Source organism: Vibrio sp. 10N.261.45.E2 (genome assembly GCF_002875705.1).
Taxonomy (GTDB): Bacteria; Pseudomonadota; Gammaproteobacteria; order Enterobacterales; family Vibrionaceae; genus Vibrio.
The window spans coordinates 122666-147565 of record NZ_MCZZ01000128.1 but is presented as its reverse complement, the minus strand read 5'-3'; the positions used below and the strand labels follow the sequence as shown (position 1 = coordinate 147565).

Annotated in this window: 27 protein-coding genes; 9 read left to right on the top strand and 18 right to left on the bottom strand. The window is 43.3% G+C overall.

What is annotated here, in order from left to right; translation table 11 throughout:
- Nucleotides 1-435: 435 nt before the first annotated feature.
- Nucleotides 436-867, bottom strand: a complete 432-nt coding sequence (locus BCT34_RS14145; protein WP_076654283.1) for a PACE efflux transporter — start codon at nt 865-867, stop codon at nt 436-438.
- 130 nt (nt 868-997) lie between these two features.
- Between BCT34_RS14145 and BCT34_RS14140 the strand changes: the two genes are divergently transcribed.
- Complete coding sequence (locus BCT34_RS14140; RefSeq protein WP_076654282.1) at nt 998-1885, top strand: LysR family transcriptional regulator; 888 nt, start codon at nt 998-1000, stop codon at nt 1883-1885.
- Nucleotides 1886-1959: 74 nt separating this feature from the next.
- Here BCT34_RS14140 and arsB read toward each other — a convergent pair whose 3' ends face one another.
- The 5 genes from arsB to BCT34_RS14115 all read right to left on the bottom strand — a co-directional run bounded on the left by arsB (nt 1960) and on the right by BCT34_RS14115 (nt 5911).
- Nucleotides 1960-3015: an ACR3 family arsenite efflux transporter gene (gene arsB / locus BCT34_RS14135; protein ID WP_076654281.1), complete on the bottom strand. Its 1056-nt coding sequence runs from the start codon at nt 3013-3015 to the stop codon at nt 1960-1962.
- A 104-nt stretch (nt 3016-3119) separates the two neighbouring features.
- Complete coding sequence (locus BCT34_RS14130; RefSeq protein WP_076654280.1) at nt 3120-3461, bottom strand: metalloregulator ArsR/SmtB family transcription factor; 342 nt, start codon at nt 3459-3461, stop codon at nt 3120-3122.
- Nucleotides 3462-3648: 187 nt separating this feature from the next.
- The gene (locus BCT34_RS14125) at nt 3649-4056 is read right to left on the bottom strand and encodes a glycine zipper family protein (RefSeq protein WP_165690301.1); all 408 of its coding nucleotides are present in this window, start codon (nt 4054-4056) and stop codon (nt 3649-3651) included.
- A gap of 32 nt (nt 4057-4088) precedes the next feature.
- Complete coding sequence (locus BCT34_RS14120) at nt 4089-4751, bottom strand: START domain-containing protein (protein WP_076654278.1); 663 nt, start codon at nt 4749-4751, stop codon at nt 4089-4091.
- Nucleotides 4748-5911 carry a glycosyltransferase family 2 protein gene (locus tag BCT34_RS14115; RefSeq protein ID WP_102305857.1) on the bottom strand — a complete coding sequence of 388 codons (1164 nt, stop codon included), beginning with the start codon at nt 5909-5911 and terminating at the stop codon, nt 4748-4750. Before BCT34_RS14115 ends, BCT34_RS14120 begins: the two co-directional genes overlap by 4 nt.
- Nucleotides 5912-6188: 277 nt before the next feature.
- Between BCT34_RS14115 and BCT34_RS14110 the strand changes: the two genes are divergently transcribed.
- From BCT34_RS14110 to BCT34_RS14100, 3 genes are all read left to right on the top strand, one after another.
- On the top strand, nt 6189-6986 hold the full coding sequence (locus BCT34_RS14110; RefSeq protein ID WP_076654276.1) for a Cof-type HAD-IIB family hydrolase: 798 nt from the start codon (nt 6189-6191) through the stop codon (nt 6984-6986).
- A 197-nt stretch (nt 6987-7183) separates the two neighbouring features.
- Nucleotides 7184-7831 (top strand): DsbA family oxidoreductase, encoded by a 648-nt coding sequence (locus BCT34_RS14105; protein WP_076654275.1) that lies wholly within the window; start codon nt 7184-7186, stop codon nt 7829-7831.
- A 34-nt stretch (nt 7832-7865) separates the two neighbouring features.
- Complete coding sequence (locus tag BCT34_RS14100; RefSeq protein ID WP_076654274.1) at nt 7866-9074, top strand: crosslink repair DNA glycosylase YcaQ family protein; 1209 nt, start codon at nt 7866-7868, stop codon at nt 9072-9074.
- Between the two features lie 27 nt (nt 9075-9101).
- Here the strand turns inward: BCT34_RS14100 and BCT34_RS14095 are convergent, their stop codons facing one another.
- The gene (locus BCT34_RS14095) at nt 9102-9959 is read right to left on the bottom strand and encodes a LysR family transcriptional regulator (RefSeq protein WP_076654273.1); all 858 of its coding nucleotides are present in this window, start codon (nt 9957-9959) and stop codon (nt 9102-9104) included.
- Nucleotides 9960-10065: 106 nt separating this feature from the next.
- On the opposite strand from BCT34_RS14095, the gene BCT34_RS14090 reads away from it, so the two are divergent.
- Together BCT34_RS14090 and BCT34_RS14085 are read left to right on the top strand one after the other, a co-directional pair.
- Nucleotides 10066-10389, top strand: coding sequence for an antibiotic biosynthesis monooxygenase (locus BCT34_RS14090; RefSeq protein WP_076654272.1), 324 nt, complete (start codon nt 10066-10068; stop codon nt 10387-10389).
- A 3-nt stretch (nt 10390-10392) separates the two neighbouring features.
- Nucleotides 10393-11367, top strand: a complete 975-nt coding sequence (locus tag BCT34_RS14085; protein WP_076654271.1) for a Gfo/Idh/MocA family oxidoreductase — start codon at nt 10393-10395, stop codon at nt 11365-11367.
- Nucleotides 11368-11476: 109 nt separating this feature from the next.
- On the opposite strand, the gene BCT34_RS14080 is transcribed toward BCT34_RS14085, so the two are convergent.
- The 7 genes from BCT34_RS14080 to BCT34_RS14050 form a co-directional block, all read right to left on the bottom strand.
- Nucleotides 11477-12115, bottom strand: coding sequence for a 2-dehydro-3-deoxy-6-phosphogalactonate aldolase (locus BCT34_RS14080; protein ID WP_076654270.1), 639 nt, complete (start codon nt 12113-12115; stop codon nt 11477-11479).
- Nucleotides 12105-13013, bottom strand: coding sequence for a 2-dehydro-3-deoxygalactonokinase (locus BCT34_RS14075; RefSeq protein WP_076654269.1), 909 nt, complete (start codon nt 13011-13013; stop codon nt 12105-12107). Before BCT34_RS14075 ends, BCT34_RS14080 begins: the two co-directional genes overlap by 11 nt.
- 133 nt (nt 13014-13146) lie before the next feature.
- A complete protein-coding gene (locus tag BCT34_RS14070) occupies nt 13147-14292 on the bottom strand; it encodes a mandelate racemase/muconate lactonizing enzyme family protein (RefSeq protein WP_076654268.1) in 1146 nt (381 codons plus the stop codon).
- Between the two features lie 14 nt (nt 14293-14306).
- Nucleotides 14307-15575, bottom strand: a complete 1269-nt coding sequence (locus BCT34_RS14065; RefSeq protein WP_076654267.1) for a TRAP transporter large permease — start codon at nt 15573-15575, stop codon at nt 14307-14309.
- Nucleotides 15576-15584: 9 nt separating this feature from the next.
- A complete protein-coding gene (locus tag BCT34_RS14060; RefSeq protein WP_076654266.1) occupies nt 15585-16058 on the bottom strand; it encodes a TRAP transporter small permease in 474 nt (157 codons plus the stop codon).
- A 135-nt stretch (nt 16059-16193) separates the two neighbouring features.
- Entirely contained in the window at nt 16194-17249 is a 1056-nt protein-coding gene (locus BCT34_RS14055) for a TRAP transporter substrate-binding protein (RefSeq protein WP_076654265.1), read from the bottom strand.
- 58 nt (nt 17250-17307) lie between these two features.
- On the bottom strand, nt 17308-18033 hold the full coding sequence (locus BCT34_RS14050) for an IclR family transcriptional regulator (RefSeq protein ID WP_076654294.1): 726 nt from the start codon (nt 18031-18033) through the stop codon (nt 17308-17310).
- Nucleotides 18034-18256: 223 nt separating this feature from the next.
- On the opposite strand from BCT34_RS14050, the gene BCT34_RS14045 reads away from it, so the two are divergent.
- The gene (locus BCT34_RS14045) at nt 18257-18595 is read left to right on the top strand and encodes a Fis family transcriptional regulator (RefSeq protein WP_076654264.1); all 339 of its coding nucleotides are present in this window, start codon (nt 18257-18259) and stop codon (nt 18593-18595) included.
- Nucleotides 18596-18644: 49 nt separating this feature from the next.
- Nucleotides 18645-18947 (top strand): hypothetical protein, encoded by a 303-nt coding sequence (locus BCT34_RS24630; protein WP_241902776.1) that lies wholly within the window; start codon nt 18645-18647, stop codon nt 18945-18947.
- Nucleotides 18948-19117: 170 nt separating this feature from the next.
- Here BCT34_RS24630 and BCT34_RS14035 read toward each other — a convergent pair whose 3' ends face one another.
- Complete coding sequence (locus BCT34_RS14035) at nt 19118-20017, bottom strand: GyrI-like domain-containing protein (protein WP_076654263.1); 900 nt, start codon at nt 20015-20017, stop codon at nt 19118-19120.
- Between the two features lie 453 nt (nt 20018-20470).
- Here BCT34_RS14035 and BCT34_RS14030 point away from each other — a divergent pair, with 453 nt between their 5' ends.
- Nucleotides 20471-22702 (top strand): hypothetical protein, encoded by a 2232-nt coding sequence (locus BCT34_RS14030; RefSeq protein WP_076654262.1) that lies wholly within the window; start codon nt 20471-20473, stop codon nt 22700-22702.
- A gap of 43 nt (nt 22703-22745) precedes the next feature.
- Here BCT34_RS14030 and BCT34_RS14025 read toward each other — a convergent pair whose 3' ends face one another.
- The 3 genes from BCT34_RS14025 to ulaG form a co-directional block, all read right to left on the bottom strand.
- Nucleotides 22746-23207 carry a hypothetical protein gene (locus BCT34_RS14025; protein WP_076654261.1) on the bottom strand — a complete coding sequence of 154 codons (462 nt, stop codon included), beginning with the start codon at nt 23205-23207 and terminating at the stop codon, nt 22746-22748.
- A 203-nt stretch (nt 23208-23410) separates the two neighbouring features.
- On the bottom strand, nt 23411-23653 hold the full coding sequence (locus BCT34_RS14020) for a hypothetical protein (RefSeq protein WP_076654260.1): 243 nt from the start codon (nt 23651-23653) through the stop codon (nt 23411-23413).
- A gap of 68 nt (nt 23654-23721) precedes the next feature.
- Nucleotides 23722-24789 carry an L-ascorbate 6-phosphate lactonase gene (gene ulaG / locus BCT34_RS14015; RefSeq protein ID WP_076654259.1) on the bottom strand — a complete coding sequence of 356 codons (1068 nt, stop codon included), beginning with the start codon at nt 24787-24789 and terminating at the stop codon, nt 23722-23724.
- Nucleotides 24790-24900 lie beyond the last annotated feature (111 nt).

The window sequence follows — 24900 nt, the reverse complement described above, 5'->3', positions numbered from 1 at the left end:
TTTAGTTTTGCTTATCTAGCACGTGTATTGTGCATATATTTGCGAACTCGAAAATAAACGAACATTAAAAGTGAGCGTTTGAGCATAAAATTGTTAATTAAAGTCACTTGAAATGTTAATCCGAACACTTTTGCTCGGAAAAGACGCTCGCATGAACGTCATTGTTCGGATGGATATGTTTCGAGGCCGCTAAAATTACCTGTATGTAAACGGATGCACAACTGGTACGAGGAGTTTCTGTTTAGATTTGTGATGCTACTTCGTGAGTGGTGGATAATTAGACTTAATTGGGAAGTGCTATGTGATGTTCTTGCTATGTTAGAGGGGCGTTAACAAATGAGCTTATATGCATAAATGAATAAACTGCCAACTACAGTGGAGTTTGGCAGTTTAATTTAGGTGTATGTTCTCGTTCTATGCTGCGAGCTTTGGGCTTTAAACCAGAGCTGCAACCTTTCCCTTCGCAACCAACTGAGCTCGAATTGAGTCATACATCCAGTTGAACGCAATCGCGTAAAGTACGAAGAAGATAACAATCCCGATATCCATCATTAATACTGTCCAGAAATCGAGTTGAAGTACCCACATCAGTAGCGGGAACGACACCAGCATCAAACCTAGCTCGAACCCCAAGCCGTGCAGAATACGTGTTTTCTTGGTTCGTTTGCTGCGATCAGCGCCGTAAATCTTGTCGTAACCGTAGTTGTAGACGTAGTTCCATGACATCGCAATCAACGATAAAGACAGCGCCAAGCCTGCCATTTTTACAGCTCCGCCACCGACAATGTAAGTTGCCGCCACGGCCATCAAAACCAAAACAACCAATTCAAATAGCACCATGTGTAACATGCGTTCTTTATGTGACATTTTCTAACTCTCTTTACAATTTAATAGCCGCTGATGGGCTAATGACTTGGCTAGATAATATCTACTTAAGTGATAATATAAAGATAGTTAGCATCATATATTGTGATAGTAAGTTTTGGAGAGACACAGAATGTACAACATTGAACAGCTGAAAATGTTTGTATATGCCGTTGAATTAGGGTCATTTTCTGCCAGTGCTCGTCATTTGGGTAAGGTACAGTCGGCGGTGAGCCAAGGCATCAGTAATCTAGAAATAGATTTTAATGTTGAGCTTTTTGATCGCTCGACTCGAAAGCCTTCATTAACCCAAGCGGGCGAACAGTTATTTAAACAGGTGAAAGCAATCGTGCTTCAGGTTGAAGATCTGAATGTGACGGTTAATGCGATGGGGAGCGGTGAAGAGGGGCTCATCAAAATTGCATTAGATGATTCATTGTTGGTCCCAAACCTATCTAAGATCCTTAGTCGATTTAGCAAACAATTCCCTGCGACTGAAGTTGAGCTGGTTGCGTGTACCACAACAGAGGTCAACCCGTTAATTATCGAAGAGAGAGCAGACATTGGCTTGATGTTTACCAATTTGGCTTTTGACGTTGGCTCTGAGCCTTGCTTTATCGGTCACTTACCGTTTATTGCCGTGTGTCACCCTAGTCATTCGCTCGCAAAAACAGGTGTCGCGAAATTGTCTGATTTACTCCCGCATCGACAGTTAATGTTGAGGGGAGATAAAGGCAAGGGGATGGATCAGTTCCCGCTGATTGCCGGAAAGGTATGGTGGTCAAACAGTTTTATTGTAATCAAAGATATGCTGATCGGCAGTGATATTGGATGGGCATACTTACCCAAACACCTTGTCGAAGAGGAGCTGAACAAGCAGCGTTTAGTGGAGATTAATGTCTCATTCGATCACAAAACATGGTCGCCACCCGTTGATCTTGTTTTATCTAAAACACGCTCGAAAGGTCCTGCTCTGCTTTGGCTTGAACAGGCGCTGAAAGGCTTACTGGACGAGAGTTAGTGTTGGAAGAATAAATAAAGAAAAGGCTCACTGCTTAATGCGTGAGCCTTTCTTTTCAAAGTGATAGTTATCTATTAGTTCGTAGATTTCACAGTTAGACCGTTGTAGTACTTGTCTTTCATCTTAAGCGCAACGTTCACTAGGTAAATCAGCACGGGTACTTCAATCAGTGGGCCGATAACACCTGCAAACGCTTGGTCTGAGTTGATACCGAATACAGAGATTGCCACTGCGATTGCTAGCTCGAAGTTGTTGCCTGTCGCTGTAAAGGCAATTGATGCGTTCTTGTCGTATTCAATGCCCATCTTCTTACCGATGAAGAAGCTGATGAAGAACATCGCAGTGAAGTAGATAGTCAGTGGAACCGCAATCAAAAATACGTCCATTGGCAATTCAACAATCATTTCGCCTTTCAGGCTGAACATCAGAACGATGGTTGCCAGTAGTGCAATCAGTGTGACTGGAGAGATACGTGGAATAAACACATCGTTGTACCATTGCTCGCCCTTCATCGACACTAGGATCTTACGGCTTAAGAAGCCCGTTAGGAATGGGATACCTAGGTAGATAAGTACGCTGTGTGCAATATCGATCATTGAGATATCAACCAACATACCTTCGTAACCGAATACTGGCGGAAGAACGCTGATGAACAACCACGCCATAAAGCTGTAGCTTACCACTTGGAACGCGCTGTTCAAGGCAACCAAAGCTGCGCCGTATTCTTTATTACCGCCGCCGATGTCATTCCAAACCAGAACCATCGCCACACAGCGAGCAAGACCAATTAGGATTACACCAACCATGTAACCTGGGTGATCACCCAAGAAAGTTAGTGCCAGTGCAAACATGAGAATTGGGCCAACAAACCAGTTCATGATCAGAGACAGTTTGATGGCTTTCTTATCTTTGACCACAGTACCTAATAGGCTGTAGTTAACCTTAGCCAAAGGTGGATACATCATTAAGATAAGGCCAATTGCAAGTGGAATGTTGGTTGTGCCAACAGACATTGATTCGTTCCACTGTTCGATTTGTGGGAATAGAATGCCAAGCAGTACACCAAGGCCCATGGCGATGAAGATCCATAGTGTTAAGTATCGATCTAGAAAACCTAGTTTTGGTTTCATGATATTTTCTCTTTGGTTGAAATCGTAAATCGTCGAAAGACGATATGAAAAGCAAAAAAATACGCTTAGTTTATTCCATATTCGACAAACTAAGCGCTATGAATCTATTTCAAAATGGTGTCGATAAGCGACTCAAATTGCTGAATAGTATCTCGGTTAATTCGATAGCACATCTTCGGTGGTATCGACTCAGCAGTTATGAAACCTGAGGTTTTCAAGATTCTTAGGTGCTCTGATACTGTTGATTGAGCCAATCCCAGTTCACTCACCAGATCACTGTTCAAGCAGCCGCCCGACTTTTCTAAAGCGGACAAGATACTAAGTATGCGAATTCTCGCTGGATGAGCGAGTGCTTTTGCTAACGCAGCCATCTCTTTTTCTGCTTCAGCATTACTCGGCGGAAGAGGTAGAGAACAGCTATCTGTTGCTTGGCATGTTTCAGTCATACTTGGTGAACTCACTTACTATTAATCGTTAAAAGACGATTGATAATAAGCCTATTTAATACAGGCGTCAATGCTCTGTGTAAATTTGAACAGAGCATTGACGTGACGTTCCAGTAACGATGGTTGAACTTAACGATAGTTCAGCAAGTAAAACGGAGTTTAACATCGATTGACGCCATTTCATTTGCTAGTTGAGAACAGCATAGCCTCGGTTTAGCATGCAGTTACGATTAACCTGAAACTTCTGCTGTTCAGATAGCTCTTCTGATTGTCTTTTTTGAGCTCCGTGCTTTAAAGCACCGCTGATAATACCGATGCCAGCGCCAGCTTTTGTACCATCATGACCACTCCCGCCAGACACCGCTCCACCTAACGCGCCAAGCGCTGCTCCCTTGGTAGTTGAGCCCACAATATACTTTCCAAGAGAGTCTACCTCTTCTGGCTTAACTTGTTGAGCGTATTGCTGACATTCATATAGATCGGCGTGGTACTTTGTTTCATCAACACCTGTAGTATCGACAATGACTTGATTTGCAAATGCTGCACTTGATGCTAAAAGCAATATCACTGCGAATGGAGTGAATGGAAATTTCACAATATAAACCTCTGAAATATTCATTTGTACTGTTAAAGCGACGTGTAGTTTTCGATGAAATTAAGACGACTATCGGTGTATTTACCTGAATCCAACATTTCATATAACCCACGAAGCGTGTTGTAAGGCTGAGAAACGGCGACCATGTTAATCAGCCAAGAAGGAATTGACCCTCCTGGATCACTCAATACTCGATAAGAGATATGAGTGGTGTTGTCGTCGATGGGTGTCAGAATCCAACGAGCTTCTAATTTAGCCACTCTAATGACTTTTTTATTATCGTTCGGCAAATAATCAGGTCTACCATGTTGAGCAATGGTGACAATCATCGTCTTTGGATCCTGAGTGATCGCGTTCTCTACGATAGCTTCACGATCGGCAACAGGCCAGGGTGCCTTGGTATAGGTTTTGGTGATCGTGTGCGCCTCACTAAAATGCTTTATTTCTTCCATATCATCGATATTTTCTACCCATTGCGTGCCAACGGAGGTGTCGATAAAGAGAGCTACAATCGAAGAGAGGGACGCGTTGGTATCACTCTCTGCTCGAAACTCTTTAAAGTCGTTACCTTCAATTTTTCGGTTGTAGACTTCGATGCCTTTTTTATCGCGTACGAGCTTCCACTCATTGGCATCCGACGCTAAAGCTGAAAAGGACGTCACTATGATTATGAAAGTTAGAATCTTATTGATCATGAGAGTACTCGCCCTTTCCAAGTGACTTTATTGTTCTTTGATAAACGATAGCTGTTAATAATCAACAAGCTTTGCAACGAAATCCCCAAAGGCACAGCAAACGCATAGCGAGCTGGTATAAAGATCTCTTTGACCAAAATAAGATAAGTGACAATGGAAGCCAGTAACATCACAGCATTGATCGCTAAGGAGTAGCTATTGATTGATGAAGGGTCGGCGATGAAGTGGTGAGTTGATACAAGCAGCATCACCGGGGCAGCCCATGCAATAATATTCGTTTTGATGAATGCACCAAGTACTTGGAATCTTGATTGGCAATTTACAATAAGATTCATGTTTTTGGAGAAGCCCGCCCAAATCGAACTAAAGTTTGAATACATATGAGTACTCATAAGCTCGTCAGCAAAAGCCCAAAATGCTTTCAAACCGCATGTCTTTATTAGTTTTGCAAAAGCGATGTCTTCGGATATCTCACTGGCTACCGCAATATGTCCACCGACAGCATCGTATGACTTTCGTGTAAACAACATGGCTTGGCCGTTAGCAATCGCGTCTGATTTTGACTTGTCGTTTGCGTTCTTGAAGTTCATGTAAGACGCAACTGAAAGAAATATGCCGGGTAAGGTGATTTTCTCAACCGTTGATGTGAATGCTTGTCTAGGGTTGAATGACAGCAAATCCGTTTTGTGTCGTGAGGCGAAATGTATAACGCTTTGTAGCATCAAGGGTTCTGACTTTGTATCAGCATCGATAAAATACAAATATTCACCGGTTGCGTGTTGTGAGCCGACCATGCAAGCGTTGCTTTTCCCTAGCCAATTGGGCGGTAGCTTTCTTCCTGATATACAACGAACGTTAACACTCGATGTGTCGATTAGCGTATCAACAATGGCTCTTGTCGAATCAGTAGAAAAATCGTCAACCACAATGATTTCAAACCTGTCTCTTGGGTAGTTCTGCTTCATTAGCGAGCTGAGGCTAGTCTCAATATTATCTTCTTCATTTCTCGCGGGGATAATAATGGACACGGTTGGCCATTTGGTTCTGTTCAGAGAAACTTTAGGCGTAATGTGAACGCGATGGCGCGTCAAATTGGCAAGTGTGATTAAAAACTTGATGGTAACGATGCAAAACAAGGTCGAAGTGATAGCTAGAATCATGATTACAGTGGTCAAAAAATAAAGTGATAGAGTCTAAGGAGCGTATAGCCTTGAGAGGTTTCGTTCACCTCTGGTATGTAGGACTCAATCATTCAAAGCGACATGTCGGGCAGTTCAACTTTACGTTTGAATCACATTTGAAGCGAATTATTAGAGCTCAGAAATAAGCGTTGCACTCATTGGCTAATCTAGCGATATAATCGAACGCAGAACCGTTACAAAAGATAACGAAAATCATAATTTACACTTTAATCTTTACTTATAGGTAAGCCCTGAAATGCCACAACAGAACATCAAATTTATCGCTGCTGATATGGACGGCACTCTGCTTAATGAACATGGGAAGCTAGACCCAGAATTCTTCAATCTTTATGAGCGACTAGAAGCTCAAGACATCATTTTTGCTGCGGCATCGGGCCGCCAGTACTACAGCTTGATGGAAACCTTTTCCCCGCTAAAAAATCGCATGGTGTTCGTTGCTGAAAACGGCACATTAGTGATGCACAAAGGCCAAGAACTCTACAGCTGCTTACTTGATACTGATGCCATCAAAGACATCATTAAAGAAGCTCGTTCTATTGAAGGTGCACACGTTGTGCTTTGCGGTAAGAAGTCTGCATACATTGAAACCAAAGATGAGCGTGCTCTGGCGGAGATCTCCAAGTATTACCACCGCCGAGAGCAAGTAGAAGACTTACTGGCGGTAGAAGATGATTTCATCAAGGTGGCTATTTGTCACTTCGATGGCTCACAAGAGAAAGTGAACCCAACAATTGATGCCAAGTTTGGTGAGAACTACCAAGTGGTTGTCAGTGCGAAAATTTGGTTGGATGTGATGAATGCTGAAGCGTCAAAAGGCGCAGCGATTAAACATCTACAAAACACATTAGGTTTCACTTACGAGCAGACCATGAGTTTTGGTGATTATCTAAATGACTTGGAAATGCTTAAAGAGAGCTACCACTCTTACGCTATGGAAAATGCACATCCAAAGCTGAAAGAGATCGCTCGTTTTGGTGCGCCAAGTAACGTCGATGCGGGTGTGTACCAAGTACTTGAGAAGTTGCTAGCGTAACGCTCTGTATCATTTTTAGATTTTTATCAAAGCCGACTCACTTACATGAATCGGCTTTTTTGTTGGCGGTTAGCGTATTTATCTAGATTGAACGATTGTTCAAGGTGGTGTAACTTGTAGTTAATCAGTAGTCTTAGTGACAAAGATGGGTATTCACTTATATTGGATACGCCTTATCAACCACATTTGGAATGACGATGAGCAAGAAACTTCAACTCGATATTATTTCTGACGTAATGTGCCCGTGGTGCGTGGTCGGTTACAAAAACTTAGAGCAAGCCGTTACGGAACTTGGTTTAGAAAGTCAGATTGAACTCGAATGGCAGCCGTTTGAGCTTAACCCTGATATGCCGCAAGAGGGTGAAAACCTGCGTGACCATATCATGAGAAAATACGGTTCTAGCGCAGAAGAGAGCCAAAGTTCACGAGAACAACTTGCGGCGCGTGGCAAAGCGGTTGGTTTCGATTTCAATTTCTATGACAGCATGAGAATGGTCAATTCACGTCATCTGCATGTGCTGCTCGATTTTGCTCTAGCGCACGGTAAACAGACGGAGTTAAAGCTTCGCTTCTTTACGGCTCACTTTTCAGAGCAGAAAGATCTGTCTGATCTTGAGGTTATCGCACAAGAACTTGAAGCGGTTGGGCTAGATTCAACGAAGGCACTAAAGCGCCTAAAGAACACCGACAACTTGAAGCAGATTGAAGCGCAAGAGTTTGAATGGCAACGCATGGGGATCTCAGCAGTTCCTACCGTGGTATTCAATCGCAAGAGTGCTGTCACTGGTGCGCAGACGGTCGAAACGTACAAGCAAATTTTTCAAGAACTTATTGCTGAATCATAAGCCGATTATTGGTATCAATTAGAGTCTGAATTACATGGAATCATTGTCACTCGCTCAAGCGAAAAAGATTGTACTGCTTTCGCAAAAATTGCCGCCTAAGAAGCTGCCGCCTAAAAAGCAACGTAATGGCGGCGCCTTGTCGAATACGCTGTCTGCGATTGAAAACCTTGGCTATGTGCAAATTGATACCATTTCGGTGATTCAGCGAGCTCACCATCATACGCTGTGGAATCGCAATCAAGACTACCAACTTAACCATCTGGATAAGCTGTTAGAGCGTCGAGAAGTGTTTGAGTATTGGTCGCACGCTGCCGCTTATCTGCCTATGCGTGACTACCGCTTCAGCCTGCATCGAAAGAATGGATTCGCAAGCGGTAAGCTCAAGCATTGGTATAAAAAAGACGACGCACTGATGGCGCATGTTCTCAAACGTATTGAGAGCGAAGGACCATTGATGGCGAAAGACTTTGAAGGCGATAGACCAAATCCCGGCGGGTGGGGCGGTAAACCGGCCAAGCAAGCGTTAGAGACCTTGTTCATGCAAGGCGACTTAATGGTGCCGAGCCGAGTGAACTTCCATAAGGTGTATGACCTAACCGAACGAGTTTTTCCGAGTGGCATTGATACCTCAGAACCAACGGAACAAGAGTACATCGAGCATCTAATAACGCGTTATTTAGAAGCTAATGGTGTGGGAATAGCGTCGGAAATGAGTTATCTCCTTAAGAACACGAAACCACTGATACAGAAAACACTCCAACAGATGCTTGAAGATAAACAAGTGATGAAAGTGAGTGTTCAAGGCTCTGATTATTATGTGCTGCCGGATGCTTTTGAAATGTTGAATCAGCCCCTTTCCAGAACAAAGTTAAAGATACTGTCTCCGTTCGATAACCTCTTGATTCAACGTAAGCGAATGCAATCATTGTTCAACTTTGATTACCTTCTTGAGTGTTATGTACCTGAAGCTAAGCGTCAGTTTGGTTATTTTAGCTTACCGATTCTGTGGCAAGGTGAGCTGGTGGCACGAATGGATTGCAAGGTCGACAGGAAGAGTGGTTTGCTCAATATTCGCAACTTGGTTGTTGAAGAGCGAATTAAAAACCATGAGTCATTGGTTCATGCCTTATGCGATGAACTCAAACACTTCATGGTGTTCAACCAATGTGATGAGATGATCGTCCATAACACCACGCCTTCAGATCTTGGCAAGTGCTTGATGAGCCATTGGCAAACAGCCTAGCGGTTTTGTCGTTTAGAAAGCGCTTAGTTACTCAGAAAGAGAGGTTAATAAAAACTCGACAAAGGTTCGGTTCTTCAACGACAGTTGCTTGGTTTTGTAGAGCAAGTGAATCGGCTTAGGGAAAGGTGCCATGCCGGGCAAGATCTCCAATAACATTCCACGCTCAATTTCTTCGGCAACTAAGATAGTCGGCTGTAACAATACGCCTACGCCTTGTAGGGCGGCATATCGCAATACATCCCCATTATTCGACATCAAGCGCACGCGTTCTTTATTCGGTGTGGCGTGAGGAACTTGACTGCTGTAACTGAACCCAAGCGATGGATGCTGCGCGAGATCTTCCAACACGCGGATCTCAGCATGTTGGTTAAGGTACTCAGGAGCCGCGCAGTAACACATCTCATAATCCCCTAAGTATCTGGCGACTAAACTGGAATCAGACAGGTCACCGATTCGCACAATCAAATCAATATCGGATGAATAAGGATCGACAAGGTCGTTGTTCAGCACGAGTTCGATATTAATCGTTGGGTGATGCGCGAGGAACTTAGCCACAATCGGGGCAAGCACCTTGTTCCCGTAGGTAACCGGGCAGTTTATCTTTACCGTCCCTTGTGGCTGGTTCTCCAAGGTTTGAATTAGGTTTTCAGCATTGCTGATGTCTTCAAGAATTCGCTTACATTCTCGATAATAAAGCTGACCTGAATCGGTTAAAGACTGCTTACGTGTGGTGCGATGAATCAGTTGAGAATTGAGGCTCGTTTCAAGGTGGTGGACATGTTTACTGATCATGGTCGCCGAGAGGTTGAAGTGGTTTGCGGCACTGCGAAAGCTGCCTTGCTCGACCACGTAAACGAAGACCTTCATGCTGGTTAACTTATCCATTAAACACCCTTGGTTGATAAACAATAAACAAAACGTGAGTTTATCAATTATTAGGGGTTAATTATATTAATGGCAAACCGATAATTAACTAAAATAAGAGCGTGAAATGCCTCAAACGAACGAAACTATCTTTGTCACTGCCGAACTTAAGATTAAAACGAACATTGAACGTGATGCTGCAGTAGAAGCTATCGAACAGTTTTGCTTAGACATGCAGAGTGAACCGGGCTGCCTACAAGCAATAGCAACCTATGACCCAAACCAAAGCGATCGAGTGATCTTGCTGGAACAATACGTTAACCGTGAAGCGATCAATCAGCACTTTGGAATGCCTCACACTCAAGCGTTTATCGAGCGTGATATTACTGAGTTAGTTCAAGCGTTCGAAACGCAACTTGAATCAGCTGAAACAAAAAAGCAGGAGCAGTAAGCCATGAAATGGGGAATATTAGGAACCAGCTTTATCTCAGGCGTAATGGCCGATGCGATTAAAGGCGATGCTCAAAGTGAGCTGTATGCCGTTGCTGGACGCACAGAGAAAACACTCAATGAATTTGCGGCGCAGTACCAGCCAACACGAACCTTCAACAGCTATGAAGCTTTGATTGAAGATGAGTCAGTCGAGATCATCTACATTGCTCTACCAAACCACGTTCACCACGAGTACGTGATTAAAGCCGCTCAAAAAGGCAAAGCAATTCTGTGTGAAAAATCGTTATCAGTTGATATGGAAAAAACCGAACAAGCTCTGCAAGCGGTGAAAGAAGCGGGCGTATTTTTCGCAGAAGGTTTGATGTACTTAAACCATCCATTGATTGCCAAGCTTCATCAAGAATTAGCGACAGGTGAGATTGGCGAAGTGCGCTCAATCCAAGGTTCATACGTAGCTGCGATTGATCAGTTTGTGAACCCAGAAAGCAAGGGTGCATTATACAACCTAGGTTGTTACCCGATGTCTCTGATTCACTCTGTCGCGCAGCAGCAATTTGGTGAGTGCGTATTTGATGATGTGCAGATCTCAGCAATAGGTCGACGAGGTCAAGATGGCAATATCTGTGAATCTTCGGCATTGATGCGTTTCAATGACCACTTCACCGCTCAAATCCATACAGCAGAAGACCACGGATTAAAACATGGCTTCACGATTGTAGGTAGCAAAGGCTGCATCACCCTTGACACCAACCCATGGTTACCGGCCGAAGAAAACTCGTTCACTGTTGAGATATACGAAACGTCGACACGTGAAGTGAAAGTCGAAGGACAAGGCGACGGGTTCTATTATCAAGTGCGTAATATTCGCCAAGCGGTTGAGCGATGTGACACACAACTTGCTGCGCCAATGACGACTCATCAAGACTCTCGTATGATCATGAAGTTACTGACCGATTGGGAACTAGCGGCGGGCTAGTGTTTTAGTTAAAGATACGACTCATGTTGTTGTGTATGACTTAATAAAAAATTCACATAGACAAATATGAGCCGTATTTTGGTTCTGCTTACTTTTCGGGCTAGTTTAATTAAGCTATAGAGGCTTTGAAGGCGGTATTGAAAGCTCTTGCATTGGCGCGAATCTCGTCGTCAGATAAGCCTGGCTTGTACAGTGACGCTCCTAAACCAAAGCCTTTCGCACCAATGTCTAAGTAAGGTTTCATGCTCTCGATGGTAGGGTTGATGCCGCCTACTGGTAAGCAGATAGCTTCGGAAGGCAGCACAGAATTCAGCGCTTTAAAGCCATCAAGGCCAAGCACTGAAACAGGGAATAGTTTTAACCCCGTCGCACCAGCAGAAAGTGCAGCGAACGCCTCTGTTGGCGTAACAACGCCAGGGAAGCTGACGCAACCTGCAGCCGCTGACATTTTCACGACCTGTTCGTTAAAGTTTGGTGTTACGATTAGGTTTGCACCTGTATCAATCACAGCTTGTGCTTTTTCTGGTGTGGTAACGGTACCCGCGCCAATTAAGTATTGATCACCGAAATGTTCGACTAGCATTTTAATGCTGGTCAATGCATCTGGTGAGTTCAATGGCACTTCAATCATTGAGAAGCCTTCCTCAATTAAAATCTGTGTTACACGAATACAGTCTGCCGGTTCTACACCACGAATAATGGCAACAAGTGGTAAGTGATCATTTAGGTTAAAGTCTTTATTGGTCATTATTCATTGCCTCTTTAATTTTTAACATTCCAGCGATGAAAGTGTCATCGCCATTCACGTATTCGCTTGTTTTGTTTAGCTGACGACATGCCTGGTCATAACGTCCAGATAGGGCTCTTCCGCCAACTAAGTAGATGCTTTCTTGATGCAGTTCTCGCACTTCGTTGCCGATTAACAGCCCTGATAAGTAATCAAACACTTCATCTTCTTTTAGGTTTCCGAATAGACGATGCGTTCTGGCTTTGAAGAGTTGATTAGTGATTGACGGGTTCGAGCTTTCCTCTACCCCTTTCACAAAAGCAGCGTTAGAACTCACTTGTTCAGGTAAGCCACGCCCTAGGATTGTGTGTGTCGACAGTGCAGAGAAAAGCTCGCCAGTCATGTAGGTTGAAAACGAGACTAACTTGCCCGATTCAATATTTGCATGTTTGCTGTGAGTACCCGGAAAGGCTGCTTCAAGCGTTGGTTTGCCTAACAACTCAATAAGTCCAAATAACTGAACCTCTTCACCACGCATGACGTCGTAGCAGCCATGCTCATCACAATGGCTGACTCCTGGGATGATGGTGGCTTTTGCTCCCCAAGGGAGGTTGAATTGATGGGTGTTTTGAGCCAAGGATTCCACATTAGTTGGAGTGGAAACATAAGGGACGTTAACCCAGCCTTGTGCAGAACCCACCATGCCAGCCATATAAATTGGAAAGCTCTGGTATTCGCCGAGCCACTCACTCAGTAAAGATTCAAGCTCGATTGCAAAGGCTCCATCTTCAACCTGCAGTAGCCCCATTTTGCGCTCTGTTTTATCAACGACCTGTCCTTGTTCATCCATGGCAAAGGCACGAAAGTTTGTCGTTCCCCAGTCTAGAATTAGCCAACTGATTTTGTTTTTTTGATTCATAATTACAGCTCACAGACGCGCCCTAAGGCGCGCAGTTTTAGGTTTAGTTGATGTACTTTTTATCGGTTTACTTTGTCGAACCGCTAACGTTTCAGGTCTAACTAACTCTGTTTATTTAGTTAACTTTGCCTCTTTAGTTAACCTTGTATTGCTTGATGATGTCGGTATTCACATCGACACCGATGCCCGGTTTGGTAGAGATTTGTACCTTGCCATTTTCCATCTTGATGCCATCGCAAATGAGATCTTTGCGGAATGGGTGTGAAGACTGGTCAAACTCAAGCATTGGCTCGATAGGGTTGAGTGACAGTGGTGAGCTTGGTAGTGAAGCAATAAACTGCAAAGAGGCAGCAATACCAATGCCAGAGCCCCACACGTGTGGAATCATCATTGTGTGGTTTGCTTGCGCCATTGCCGCGATCTTCTTACATTCTGTGATACCACCTGAAGAACATAGATCCGGTTGAATCACGTCTAACGCTCTCTGTTCAAGCCAAGGGCGGTAGCCCATTTTTCCGAACAGTTGCTCACCTGCGGTGATATAAGTCTTAGAAAGGTTCTTGATTTCTTGATAGCCAGCAATGTCCTCTGGAGCTAACAGCTCCTCTAAGAAATACAAGTTGAACTCTTCTGTTTCTTTGATGATGCGACGTGCAGCAGCGGCGTTGTACGCTCCATTAGCATCAGCCATGATCTTCACATCATTGCCAACGGCTTCACGAATGGAACGAATGAAGGCGATGTCTTCATCTACGCCAAATCCAATTTTGAGTTTGAACGCTTCAAAGCCACCATCGACATAGCGATGTGCTTCTTCAATTGCGGCTTCTGGATATTTCGCGTCAGCAACGCGGTAGAAGCCAGTGGCGTATGGGGTGACTTCCTTTCGGAAAGCACCACCAATGAGAGAGTGAATCGGTTTATTGAGAGCCTTACCAATGACATCCCACAGAGCAATATCAACACCACTGATCGCGTTCACCGCAGAACCACCTTGACCGTATGGGCGAGTCACGTTGTACATCTCCTCCCAAAGCACTTCTACGTCAAAAGGGCTGCGTCCGAGTAGGATTGGCTTAAAGGTATGTTCAATAAATGCTGCAGCAATGTGTGGGCTTTGCAGGCCATGACATAAAGCTTCACCAAAACCGACTACACCTTCATCGGTAACAATTTCGATGATCATTGAGCTACGGTTATGAACCCAGCCTTGGGCGAAATAAAACGGCTTCTCTAATGGAACTGAGATTGCGTGTGGAATGACATCAATAATTTTCACAATAAATACCTTACTTAAATCAGAATCAAAGAGATCTGAGGAATAAATACAATCAGCGTTAACGCGAACATCATGGCTAGGAAGAACGGAATGATGGCTTTGGAAAGCTTCTCAACAGAGACCCCAGAAACACTTGAGCCAACAAATAAGTTTAGACCTAGGGGAGGCGTGATAAACCCTATTGCTAGTGTCACTACCATGATGATGCCGATGTGTACTGGGTTGAAACCGAATAACATGGCTACTGGAACCAGAATTGGCGTCAGGATAATGATTGCTGCTACCGTCTCCATGAAGCAACCAACGACAAGCAGTAGTGCTACCATCAAGATAATGAAGATCACCTTGCTATCAGAGAACTCAAGCATCGCGTTAGCAATTTGTGTTGGAATTTGCTCAAGTGCTAAATACTTACCAAAGGCAGTCGCGGTACCTACAATCAACAACACAATCACGGAAGTAATCACCGATTTAGTGAAGATTTTTGGTAGGTCTTTAAAGGTAATTTCTTTGTAGGCAAATAGACTCACAACAAGGCCATAAACCACCGCTACTACACTTGCTTCTGTTGGCGTGAAAATACCGCCGTAGATACCACCAAGAATGATTACCGGGATAAGCAGAGCGAGTTGAGCGTGCTTAAATTGAGCCCACACCTCTTTCCAGCTAAACGGTTCGTCTGATCCTTTGTAACCTTTCTTCTTAGAGTAGATGTATGCCCAAGCCATCAAACAAAGCGATACCAAGATGCCTGGGATGATGCCTGCAATGAACAAATCGCCAATGGATACACCAGCAGACACGCCGTACATCACCATAGGGATGCTAGGTGGAATCATTACACCAATCGCACCTGCCGCAGTAACAACTGCAGTTGCGAACCCTTTGTTGTAACCGTACTTGATCATCGCTGGGATCATAATGCCGCCGACAGCAGCAACGGTTGCTGGCCCTGAGCCAGATATAGCCGCGAAGAACATACAAGTAATGATCGAAGCAATCGCGAAGCCACCTGTGATGTTTTTCACTAGTGAATTAGCGAAGTTCACCAAACGCTGCGAAATACCACCGCTGCCCATGATGTCACCCGCTAATATGAAAAATGGCACTGCCATGATCGGGAAGGAGTCAACAGAGGTAATTAAGGTACTCACAAGGAAGTCGACGCTTAACGTACCCGTTGAAATGATGGTGAGTAGTGTCGCCATGCCCAGTGATATAGCAATCGGCACAGAGGCAATAACGAGCAGTGCGAACGTCGCAAATAAAATAAATACTGACATGATTACCTCCTATTTCATTGCTTTGATGTCTTCAGTGGTCGAGACCATCTGTTGAATCAATCTGAGTGTTGTAAGTGCAAATCCAACTGGACCTGCCAAGTAAACGATCCACATCGGTAGTCCAAGTGCTGGTGATGTCTGACCTAAATGGTAGAGATTCGCTACCATCTGCGTAGATTTGAATAAAATAACTATAGAGAACACTAAAAATACGAAATCTGAAAATAGACTAAGGCACTTCTTTTCTTTATCATCAATTAACATAGATATTGCTTCTATTTTAATATGGCTCTTTTTTGCGACTGCAAAACTGATACCGATATAAACAAGCCAAATGAAACAATAACGAGCTAATTCTTCAGTCCAAGCAATTGAATAATCGAATGTTCTGGATACTACTTGTAAGAATATTGCTGCGGTCATAATAACGAGCAGTATTACGGCTATCGTATTTTCAAAATACTTATCTAACCAATTCAACATAATAAGATTCCTTGTACACTTATTACTTAGATTTATTGATTATTGGTGAACTATTATTAATAATCATAGAGATTTGAGTGTTAAAATAGTCAGCATTAATAATGTAATGGTCTAAACGTAAAGTGATGACTTAAATTACTGAGCGGCTAATTCGCTTTCTGCTTTTTTGATCTGCTCTTGGAAAGCGGAGACCACATCTTTACCAATGATTGGTGTGTACTTTTCAACAACCGGTTTGGTTGCTTCTTGGAAACCAACAAGAGCTTCAGGAGTCAGTGTTACCACTTCCATGTTTTGTTTGATAACGTCTAGGCTTTCTAGGTTTACTTTTCGGTTTACCTGTCGCTCGTAGTCGCCTGCATCAATTGCCGCTTGGCGCAAGACTCTTTGGTCGTGACGGCTCAGCTTGTTCCATGTTGCTTGGCTAACAATTAATGCCAATGGCGTGTATACATGCCCTGTATTCGATAAGGTTTCTTGTACTTCGAACAAGTTGTTCAGCGCGATATTTGGGTATGGGTTCTCTTGTCCGTCCACTGTACCTTGCTGTAGTGCGGTGAATAGTTCGTTGAAGGCCATTGGTGTTGGGGTTGCGCCCATTGCCTTCCAAGCATCTAAGTGAAGGGGGCTTTCCATGGTGCGGATTTTTAGCCCTTTTACATCGTCAATTGATGTTACAGCGCGGCGCGAATTCGTTAAGTGACGAAAGCCATTTTCCCAGAAATCCAGGCCAACTAGGCCTTTTGACTCTAGCCTTTTTAGCATGTCGTCACCGAATTCACTGCGAAGTACTTTGTCTGCGACTGCTTCACTGGTGATCATAAAAGGAAGGTCGAACACATTGTATTCAGGATAGAAATTAGCCAGTGGGCCAGTCGATGGGATAGATACGTCAAGCGTACCCAATTGCAACATTTCAATGGCTGCACGGTCATCACCTAATTGTGCCGAAGGGTAGATATCTACCTTCAGTTCGGTAAATTTCTCAACAATTTCTTTAAACTTAGCCGCGCCATCATAAATAGGATGTTTGTTATTGGAACTCATGCTAAAGCGCAGTGTTTGAACTTGGGATTCACCCGCCGCAATACTCGACTGGTTATTTCCTTGAGAATTTGTAGCAATAGCTGTACCAATGATTGAGGCGACAAACACCCCACCAATGGCTAGAATTTTTCCTGTTCTAGACATAGTCGTACCTGATTAATTTATTATTTATATAAAGTGTACGTTACATACACTTGTAGGGTTAATTAAGTTGCTTGGATATTTTCTGACAATATTCAGTAATAATAGGAATTAATTCCTTCATTCTTTCGTCAGACATATATTCTTTAATGCTGGTGACTGATATAGCCGCAATAATATTGTTATATTTATTTCGAATTGGCACGGCAACACAGCGTACAAGATCTTCGTTGTCTTCTAAGTCATAGCTATAGTCATGCTTAGAATATTCATTCATTCTTTTTAGCATCGACTCAACGTCGTGATTAGTTTGCGATGAAATAAGTCGAATCCATTCCATCTTTGGCATATCAATCATTAGCGCTTTTCCAATCCCCGTTGCGGACATTGGTAGCCGATCTCCCACTTGTGAACGCAGCTGAATCGCACGCTCACCTGGGATCTTATCTAGGTAGAAGATTTGGTCTTCATCTTTGATGCCTAAATGCACAGTATCTTTAGTTCGTGCAGCAAGCTCGCGTATAAAAGGCTTGGCAATCTCTTTGAGAGGCATGTCTTGTTGAGCACGGATACCAAGCTGGATCATTTTGGTTCCCAATACCAGTCCAATTCCTTTTACTTCGCGGATGTAACGAGCTTCTATCAAGCCTTGGATAATTCGGTGCACGGTCGATTTTGGTAATTCTAAATGCTCGCATACGTCTTTTAGTTGTCGATTACCTTCAGCAATCGAGTCGATGACAGCGATCGCTTTTACCAATGCTTGATTACCTTGTAACTTGCTCATAAAACCGCCTCTCGTTGTATGGTAGAAATATAGCGAGAGTTCGGCATTGATAATGTGATAACTATCAACATTCCACTTTGTGAAACAATAGTCCCACATTGTGGAATTTTTGAGTTTGATACAAATACTTTGCATTTGAAACACCTACAGTGTCCAATACCAGCTGAGACTAACTTGACCGAAAAACCTTATTTTTTAAGGTGTTAAATAGGAACCTGACCGGATGCGTAAATCAGATAAGAAGATCGAAAATCAAATCAGAGATGTGTTAAATGATGTTTGTGAAGACACTCTGAAAGGCTTCGATGGTTTTTTGTGGGTGACTCACTCGGTCAACTTCTCTTCATTCCCACAAAGTTTGAAAATTGTCTGTGTATTCGATACCAACCAAGATAGAACGAATTTCCTAAATAGCGAAGGTCAACAGAGTGTCTCTAGGGTTATCCAAAAAGCGTTCAATCAAGTTGGGATTCAACTTAAGAATATCGATAAGCACGTCAGTTACGATACGCAAGAAAGTTGCGACCGAGACCATCAAGGGAAGTGGAATAAAAGGCTTTAATACTCTTGCTTCTATAAGAGCCTCCTGTGTCGCGAGAAAAGGTCGTGAAATGAAAAAAGCTCAGATATCGCTTAATAAGAACACACTGCTAGGTGTGTTCGAGCAACTGATAATACTCGCCTTGTGGCTGCTCGCAGGAGGTGTCGTTTGGTTTGTTTGGTTTATGTGGGGGATTAACGTTGTCCCCTTTGACGATCCTTACCTCTCTGATACTGAGTATCAACGTCTAATTAAGCAAGAAACTCAGTTGATCGATATCGGTTTATTGGTAGGTAAGCTCTATACCGCGTGTGTGGTGATGTTTTTTATTGTACGCGTTAGGAAAGTGCTTCGAGCGTCAAGTGATGGATGAAATCCGTTTGGGCCATGACATTACTGGTGTCTACTAATATTTGTTCTCACTGATTTGACTAAAAATCTACGAAACGAGATAGCCCCATCTATAAACTTGATTAATCAACAAAGCCGTTGGTAGGCGAACTAAAGAGAAGAAAGCCTACGCGAGGTAGGCTTTGATTGTCGTTACTTAATTGCGGTACAGAAGCTGACGTCTGAATGTTGGGTTTGTGGATCGTAGCTGTGGTAAAGCTCAAAACAAGGTCGATCGTCTGTTTCAATACCGGACTTAATGACGTTACTCATTAAATCATCCCAAGCTTTGGCATATTGGCCGATTTCGGTGATCGTTTGTCTCATCACCGCATATTGCCCGCCGGGAAAGTCCTTTAGCTCGATACCGCTGGGTACTTCGACATCCTCTGGAACCATTAAACAAATGTCTGTTCGGCACTTGTCTGTCGGTGTGATTTCTGGGTTATCGTGATAAATGAACATGCAGGTGTTGCCTGATAATCCTTTCATTTCTGCCCACTGATAAAGACGGCCGCTAGGTTCTTCATATCCTTGTCCATAAGGGCCTGTTACTCGCACATACGCCAATTTTGATGATTCGAATTGTTGCGTTTTCATTGTCTTACTCCATGTTGAAAGTTCGGAGCCAGTATATGAATTACTCGTAACTGCATCGTTTCCATTCTTGCGCAACGTGTGTCCAATCTTGCTATTTCGAGTTAAATCGCTGAACGCTTGATAGTCTGTGCATTCACGAAATGCGCTAGGCGTAACGCCAAAGTGTTGCTTGAAGGATTTGGCAAAGTTTTGAGACGATGAGAAGCCGTAATCGAGTGCAATATTAATAATAGGTTGCTTGGTTTTGAAGAGATCGTTGGCTGCCGCTTCGAGTCTCAATCGTCTGATAAAATCAGCAAGCGTTTCGCCTTGAACGGCCTTAAAAGTACGATGAAAATGGTAGGGTGAAAAGTTAGCTAATGCCGCGACTTCGATCAAATTGAGCGGATCGTTAAAGTGTTTCTCTAAATAGCGTATCACTGGAACGAGCCGCTTATGATAGTCAACGTACATCGCTTATTTACCACTCTTTTGTCATCATTCTTGTTTAGATGACTGAGACTAGCTTATCCAAATTGAGTTTCAACATTGTGGCGTTAAAACTGAGATTGGATGCATCTAATTCAAGTTCCACTATGCGTGTTAGGGGCTGATAATCTTCCTCCTTTTAAGGCTCTTTATTCTCATTTTGAGAAAATCTGAGTTGATTTTTCGTCATCCTGAGAAGCTTGGTTTCCAAATCAAATTAAAATCATAAAAATTTATCTTTTCTTTAATGTATTGATTTTGAATCGGCATTTGCTCGTTTCCTTAGCCATAGATGAAACAATACAGACAAGCACTTGAACAATACTGCCATGTAGTCGATACTTTTTTCGTATTTTGATTCCTAAATTGACACGTAAGTTGGCTGACTTTTCGTCTTGTGATTTAAGGCATGACAGTATCGATTAGGAAATTTGAATAATGAAAACATACATTTCTGGGCTGCTCACACTCATACCTCTATGTTTCACTACTGGCTATTCTTTTGCTGTTGGTACTGCGGTGGTATTGCCTGGTCAACATGAAGCTGGATCCGATCTTTCGGGATCCCCTATGTCTATGAATGCTGTCATTGATTGGGAAATTACCAACAGTGATATTGTGTTCGGAGCTTATGCCGACATAGCCGACAATGAACGGGCTACGACAATTGGTTATATGTATAACCAAGTCATGGCGATGAACTCGGGTTGGTTGGAGGATGATCTCCGCAACCAAGCTGAGATAGAAGGCCTCAATTTCGAAGACTACTTCCTGCACTTTTCTGAAGATACTGTTATTGCCGAAGTGGATAAAACTCACGGTGAAAAGACGCTTTTAAACCGAAAACCTATGATCTTGGGCTATACAGCCAGTGAAGACCACGCTGGCTTTTGGCTGTATCAAGAGCCTCCTTGGGATGCCGATGTGTTCGAGAATTACGAACAGGGCGGGGCATTGTATGTCTATCATGCTGAGCAGTTCGAACGGCTGACCTTTAAGTTCTCACAGTTTGCTGGCAGCGGTGAATTTTGGATTGAATACCCAACGACTGTTGATTCTCACGGAAGGGTTTCACAGTGGGAAAGGCTCGATGTAAAGAAAGACAAAACGCTCAATATGACCAAAAACCAATCGGTGATTTGGAACCTTCCGGATAACTGGGTAAGAGCCACAACTCATGATGGGAGCGGGGCGAGTTATGGCGGCGGCCAGTACTTTGGCTCAACCTTTTTGAGAGATGGCGGACGCTTATACGTTGTGAGAGTTCGTTGGCAAAGCGAGAGCGCCGACGACAGACCACGTTTAAAAGAAGTGAAACTCAAAAACAGTTTTCCAACCGTCAAATTAACCGACGCTCCGACCCCAACACCGGATGGCAATGCTATTAGCCAGTGGAGAAAAATCCGTGGCTTTGACGTGTCTGCAGACCTAGATGGCGATAATTACTTGTCGCCAAGTGAGTATCGAAATCGTACCAATAAGAACGCGACCGCACGTTTTCGTTGGGAATCAAGAGTGGTGCCCTTCGGTCGAATGTGGAGCGCGAATTCATCTTGGTCGTTAACGAACGTTGCAAACACGGATTATTTATCCGCCATTCATCGCTACTACAAGCAAAGCTGGGCAAGTCAAGGTTTGAATGGCGCGTACAACGACGACACCAATAAGCTGATTGGTTCGAACCAGTTCTATGTTCACTCTGGCGGGCACGTTCAAGAGCTAGGCGCAGTCGTGGGTTCGAATGAAGCTGATGACCTCTACAAGCAACAATTTTCGACTTTTCTCAAGAATTTATCTGCCTTAGAAAGTGATGCGTCCATTGGGTTGAACATTGGTACGGCGAACTTGCTGGGTAGAAATGGGCAGTCTCATCTTAGCGAGGCGGAATCTCTGTATCTAAGAGAGCACTATATTTTTCCGTCTACTGGATTTAGTGGTTACTCGGGTATATCTAAATTCTGGGATAACTCAGCGCTCGCCTATAATGGGCAAAGTGTTATTTTTCAGGCGACTACACGTTACGGACGAGTTCAGTATTTTGGAAATAGCGAAGAGAACTGGAAACAAGACCAATATTCAGCTTTAGCGATATACCATCTTAATCGTCATGCGCAGCATAGCTATTTTAATCAGTGGAATAATGGCTACGTCTATGGAAGTGGTAACACGACTGCCGACAATTTCTGGCAAAGTGGTGTCCCTAAAAACATCGCCTACCAACCAAGTCTGTTACTAGCGGTTGATTTAGGAGACCCGAGTCATCAAATCCCGACAGGCTTTGATCCTATTCCTCTGATGCTGTCGACAACCACACCTCAGCCTGCTGACTACACCATCGTTGGCGATTCCTCAATGAATGAAATGGTGCATGCCGATCTACCCAATGGCATGACGCATGTATTGCCGACGTTCACGTACTTTATGTATCAATCTGAAAACCGGGTAGTCGCTGGTGGCCCTGAAGATATGGTATTAGCGAGAGAGTTCAACAATGGTCGGGTGCTTTATCGCACCGATTTCCACGGTAAGAATCCGAGCTTTTATGATGCAGAAAAACTCACTATCACACTGGATATCCCAATGAAGCCTGTCGATGTTAATGGCAACATCGGTGAGTATGTGAGTGAAATAGAAATTGGTGGCTATGAAGGGTTGTTCTTACTTTATTAGTTCCAATGCGAATGAACACTCTCGAATCAGAGCAAATAGAAGCTTAGGTTCTGGATATCAGCTTATTCTTTTTGCATTGCTTGAACTCTTTGGCGATCCACGATTGTTCGTTTAATCCATTATCAATTAAGGCAAAGAGGTAGCCATCCACCTTACTTGAAGCGGCAGGATACTCTTGAAAAGTATGCTTAGGGTAGCCGGGGTAATCTGTCTCGTATTGGTTGTCTAATTGCTTACCGAGTTGACGCCATTTTACGAATAACTCAGAAGAAGATGTCTCAACCTTATATTGCCCCAAAATGCGTTGGTGGTGGGTTAATGCCACTTTAGCGCAGTGGTTGGTCTGTACGACTTTTTGTATCAATTTAACCTGTTCTTCACTCATGGTTTTCGCAAGTACATTCTCTTGTTCTATGCGATCCATTCGCTCACCAAACGTTTCAGCGTGCGCAGAAAAGACAATAGAAATGGGTAAAACCAATACCAAAAGGCGCTTGTAGAACATAACCAAACTCGTTAAAAGGATTCGTGGCTATTATGCCTTTCACTGACGATATTATTAATAAATATAAACACTTAATTGTAAGAATTATTTTTATCGAGTAGATAAACAGATGCTTTTTAATGTGAAATATTCAGGTTCTCAATGTTTGGTTGTTTTGCGAAAGTACTTCGATTACCGAATCAACGAAAAGTCTGACCGCGTTATTATAAATGTTGGATATCAATCGAGTGGTAGGAAAAGCCGATCGCTTTAGCTGCATTTAACAAAGCTTGTTGAGTTTTAAACACTCGGGGTTGCATCTTTCTATCTGATTCAAGAAAGCTGTTCACGCCCCACTTATGACTTTTCACCATTAAGTAGTAACCGTTGGCACCGGGTGATACAACACCAATTGCTGCCTTCAGGTCGCCACGATTAAAGTGTTTTTTGAACTCACGTAATACCATATCAATCTCCTTATTCGATGATAAAAAAAGGGAGCGAATCGCTCCCTAGTTAATAATGGTGTTAATGATTATAGGAACGCGCGGTAAGGCAGTTCTGGATCATTCTTGAAGATGTCAGCAAAGCCACGGAAGTGCTGGTAATGCATGCGACCTTTGTCTGTTGGGTAAGTGTACTTACCACCTACTTGCCAGAAGAATGGTGCGAAGCCGTATTGAAGACGCTCTTTTTTCATGTTCCATAGCATTTCGATTTCACGTGGGTCGTTTTGGAAGTTAGCCCAAATGTCGTGGTGGAATGGAACAACCACTTCACAGTTCAAAGACTCAGCAGCACGCAGAATATCTGAAGATGTCATTTTGTCTGTTACGCCACGTGGGTTTTCACCGTAAGAAAGCAGTGCCACATCGATCTTGTGGTCGTTACCGTGCTTAGCGTAGTAGTTTGAGTAGTGAGAATCACCAGAGTGGTATACAGAGCCGCCTGTTGTTTCTACTAAGTAGTTAACTGCACGGTCGTCCATACCATCTAGAATATCTTTATCGATAGAAGACGTACCCTCAGGAAGTGTCACTAGAGCAGTACGGTCGAATGCGTCTAGAACCTTGATGTTGACGTCTTTGATCTTAATTTCGTCGCCAACTTTAGCGATAACACAGCGATCTTCTGGCACACCCCATTTCATCCATAAATCAACACATGCTTTAGGACCTATGAATTTCACGTGATCGCCACAGTTTTGTAGAACCGCCGCTGCCACGTTGATATCGATGTGGTCACCATGGTCATGTGATGCCATTACTGCATCAATTTCTTTAATCGCAAATGGATCTAGAGGGAAAATAGCAGTACGTAGGTTTGGTTGAAGCGCTTCAACACCACCCATACGCATCATTTGGTGTTGGTTTTTCATTTTTTGAACAGCTTGTGTTTTCTTACCAGTACCACACCAGAAGTCCATTGATAGGTTTGCGCCTTCTTCTGATTTTAACCAAATACCGGTACAACCAAGCCACCACATAGAGAATGTGCCAGGTTGTACTACAGTTTGTTCAATCTCTTCATTTAACCATGTGCCCCACTCAGGGAATGTATTTAGGATCCAAGACTCGCGAGTGATTTCGTTTACATTGCTCATGATAATACCTTTTATTTCAATAATTTGATTAATTTTGGATGTAGGGAGCCGAGCGCCTTAATTTGGACTAAGGCACTGAGCTGAAATTTATTATTATTTGAAGGCGGGTTA

What these genes read in the sequence shown, in the direction of transcription:
- BCT34_RS14065 (WP_076654267.1), bottom strand. Translation starts at nt 15,575, where the DNA reads ATGTCAGTATTTATTTTATTTGCGACGTTCGCACTGCTCGTTATTGCC.
- BCT34_RS14020 (WP_076654260.1), bottom strand. Translation starts at nt 23,653, where the DNA reads ATGGTATTACGTGAGTTCAAAAAACACTTTAATCGTGGCGACCTGAAG.
- BCT34_RS14105 (WP_076654275.1), top strand. Translation starts at nt 7,184, where the DNA reads ATGAGCAAGAAACTTCAACTCGATATTATTTCTGACGTAATGTGCCCG.
- BCT34_RS14140 (WP_076654282.1), top strand. Translation starts at nt 998, where the DNA reads ATGTACAACATTGAACAGCTGAAAATGTTTGTATATGCCGTTGAATTA.
- BCT34_RS14100 (WP_076654274.1), top strand. Translation starts at nt 7,866, where the DNA reads ATGGAATCATTGTCACTCGCTCAAGCGAAAAAGATTGTACTGCTTTCG.
- BCT34_RS14050 (WP_076654294.1), bottom strand. Translation starts at nt 18,033, where the DNA reads ATGAGCAAGTTACAAGGTAATCAAGCATTGGTAAAAGCGATCGCTGTC.
- BCT34_RS14115 (WP_102305857.1), bottom strand. Translation starts at nt 5,911, where the DNA reads ATGATTCTAGCTATCACTTCGACCTTGTTTTGCATCGTTACCATCAAG.
- BCT34_RS14130 (WP_076654280.1), bottom strand. Translation starts at nt 3,461, where the DNA reads ATGACTGAAACATGCCAAGCAACAGATAGCTGTTCTCTACCTCTTCCG.
- BCT34_RS14045 (WP_076654264.1), top strand. Translation starts at nt 18,257, where the DNA reads ATGCGTAAATCAGATAAGAAGATCGAAAATCAAATCAGAGATGTGTTA.
- BCT34_RS14025 (WP_076654261.1), bottom strand. Translation starts at nt 23,207, where the DNA reads ATGTTCTACAAGCGCCTTTTGGTATTGGTTTTACCCATTTCTATTGTC.
- BCT34_RS14095 (WP_076654273.1), bottom strand. Translation starts at nt 9,959, where the DNA reads ATGGATAAGTTAACCAGCATGAAGGTCTTCGTTTACGTGGTCGAGCAA.
- ulaG (WP_076654259.1), bottom strand. Translation starts at nt 24,789, where the DNA reads ATGAGCAATGTAAACGAAATCACTCGCGAGTCTTGGATCCTAAATACA.
- BCT34_RS14090 (WP_076654272.1), top strand. Translation starts at nt 10,066, where the DNA reads ATGCCTCAAACGAACGAAACTATCTTTGTCACTGCCGAACTTAAGATT.
- BCT34_RS14055 (WP_076654265.1), bottom strand. Translation starts at nt 17,249, where the DNA reads ATGTCTAGAACAGGAAAAATTCTAGCCATTGGTGGGGTGTTTGTCGCC.
- BCT34_RS14075 (WP_076654269.1), bottom strand. Translation starts at nt 13,013, where the DNA reads ATGAATCAAAAAAACAAAATCAGTTGGCTAATTCTAGACTGGGGAACG.
- BCT34_RS14110 (WP_076654276.1), top strand. Translation starts at nt 6,189, where the DNA reads ATGCCACAACAGAACATCAAATTTATCGCTGCTGATATGGACGGCACT.
- BCT34_RS14035 (WP_076654263.1), bottom strand. Translation starts at nt 20,017, where the DNA reads ATGTACGTTGACTATCATAAGCGGCTCGTTCCAGTGATACGCTATTTA.
- BCT34_RS24630 (WP_241902776.1), top strand. Translation starts at nt 18,645, where the DNA reads ATGAAAAAAGCTCAGATATCGCTTAATAAGAACACACTGCTAGGTGTG.
- BCT34_RS14145 (WP_076654283.1), bottom strand. Translation starts at nt 867, where the DNA reads ATGTCACATAAAGAACGCATGTTACACATGGTGCTATTTGAATTGGTT.
- BCT34_RS14030 (WP_076654262.1), top strand. Translation starts at nt 20,471, where the DNA reads ATGAAAACATACATTTCTGGGCTGCTCACACTCATACCTCTATGTTTC.
- arsB (WP_076654281.1), bottom strand. Translation starts at nt 3,015, where the DNA reads ATGAAACCAAAACTAGGTTTTCTAGATCGATACTTAACACTATGGATC.
- BCT34_RS14085 (WP_076654271.1), top strand. Translation starts at nt 10,393, where the DNA reads ATGAAATGGGGAATATTAGGAACCAGCTTTATCTCAGGCGTAATGGCC.
- BCT34_RS14120 (WP_076654278.1), bottom strand. Translation starts at nt 4,751, where the DNA reads ATGATCAATAAGATTCTAACTTTCATAATCATAGTGACGTCCTTTTCA.
- BCT34_RS14080 (WP_076654270.1), bottom strand. Translation starts at nt 12,115, where the DNA reads ATGACCAATAAAGACTTTAACCTAAATGATCACTTACCACTTGTTGCC.
- BCT34_RS14060 (WP_076654266.1), bottom strand. Translation starts at nt 16,058, where the DNA reads ATGTTGAATTGGTTAGATAAGTATTTTGAAAATACGATAGCCGTAATA.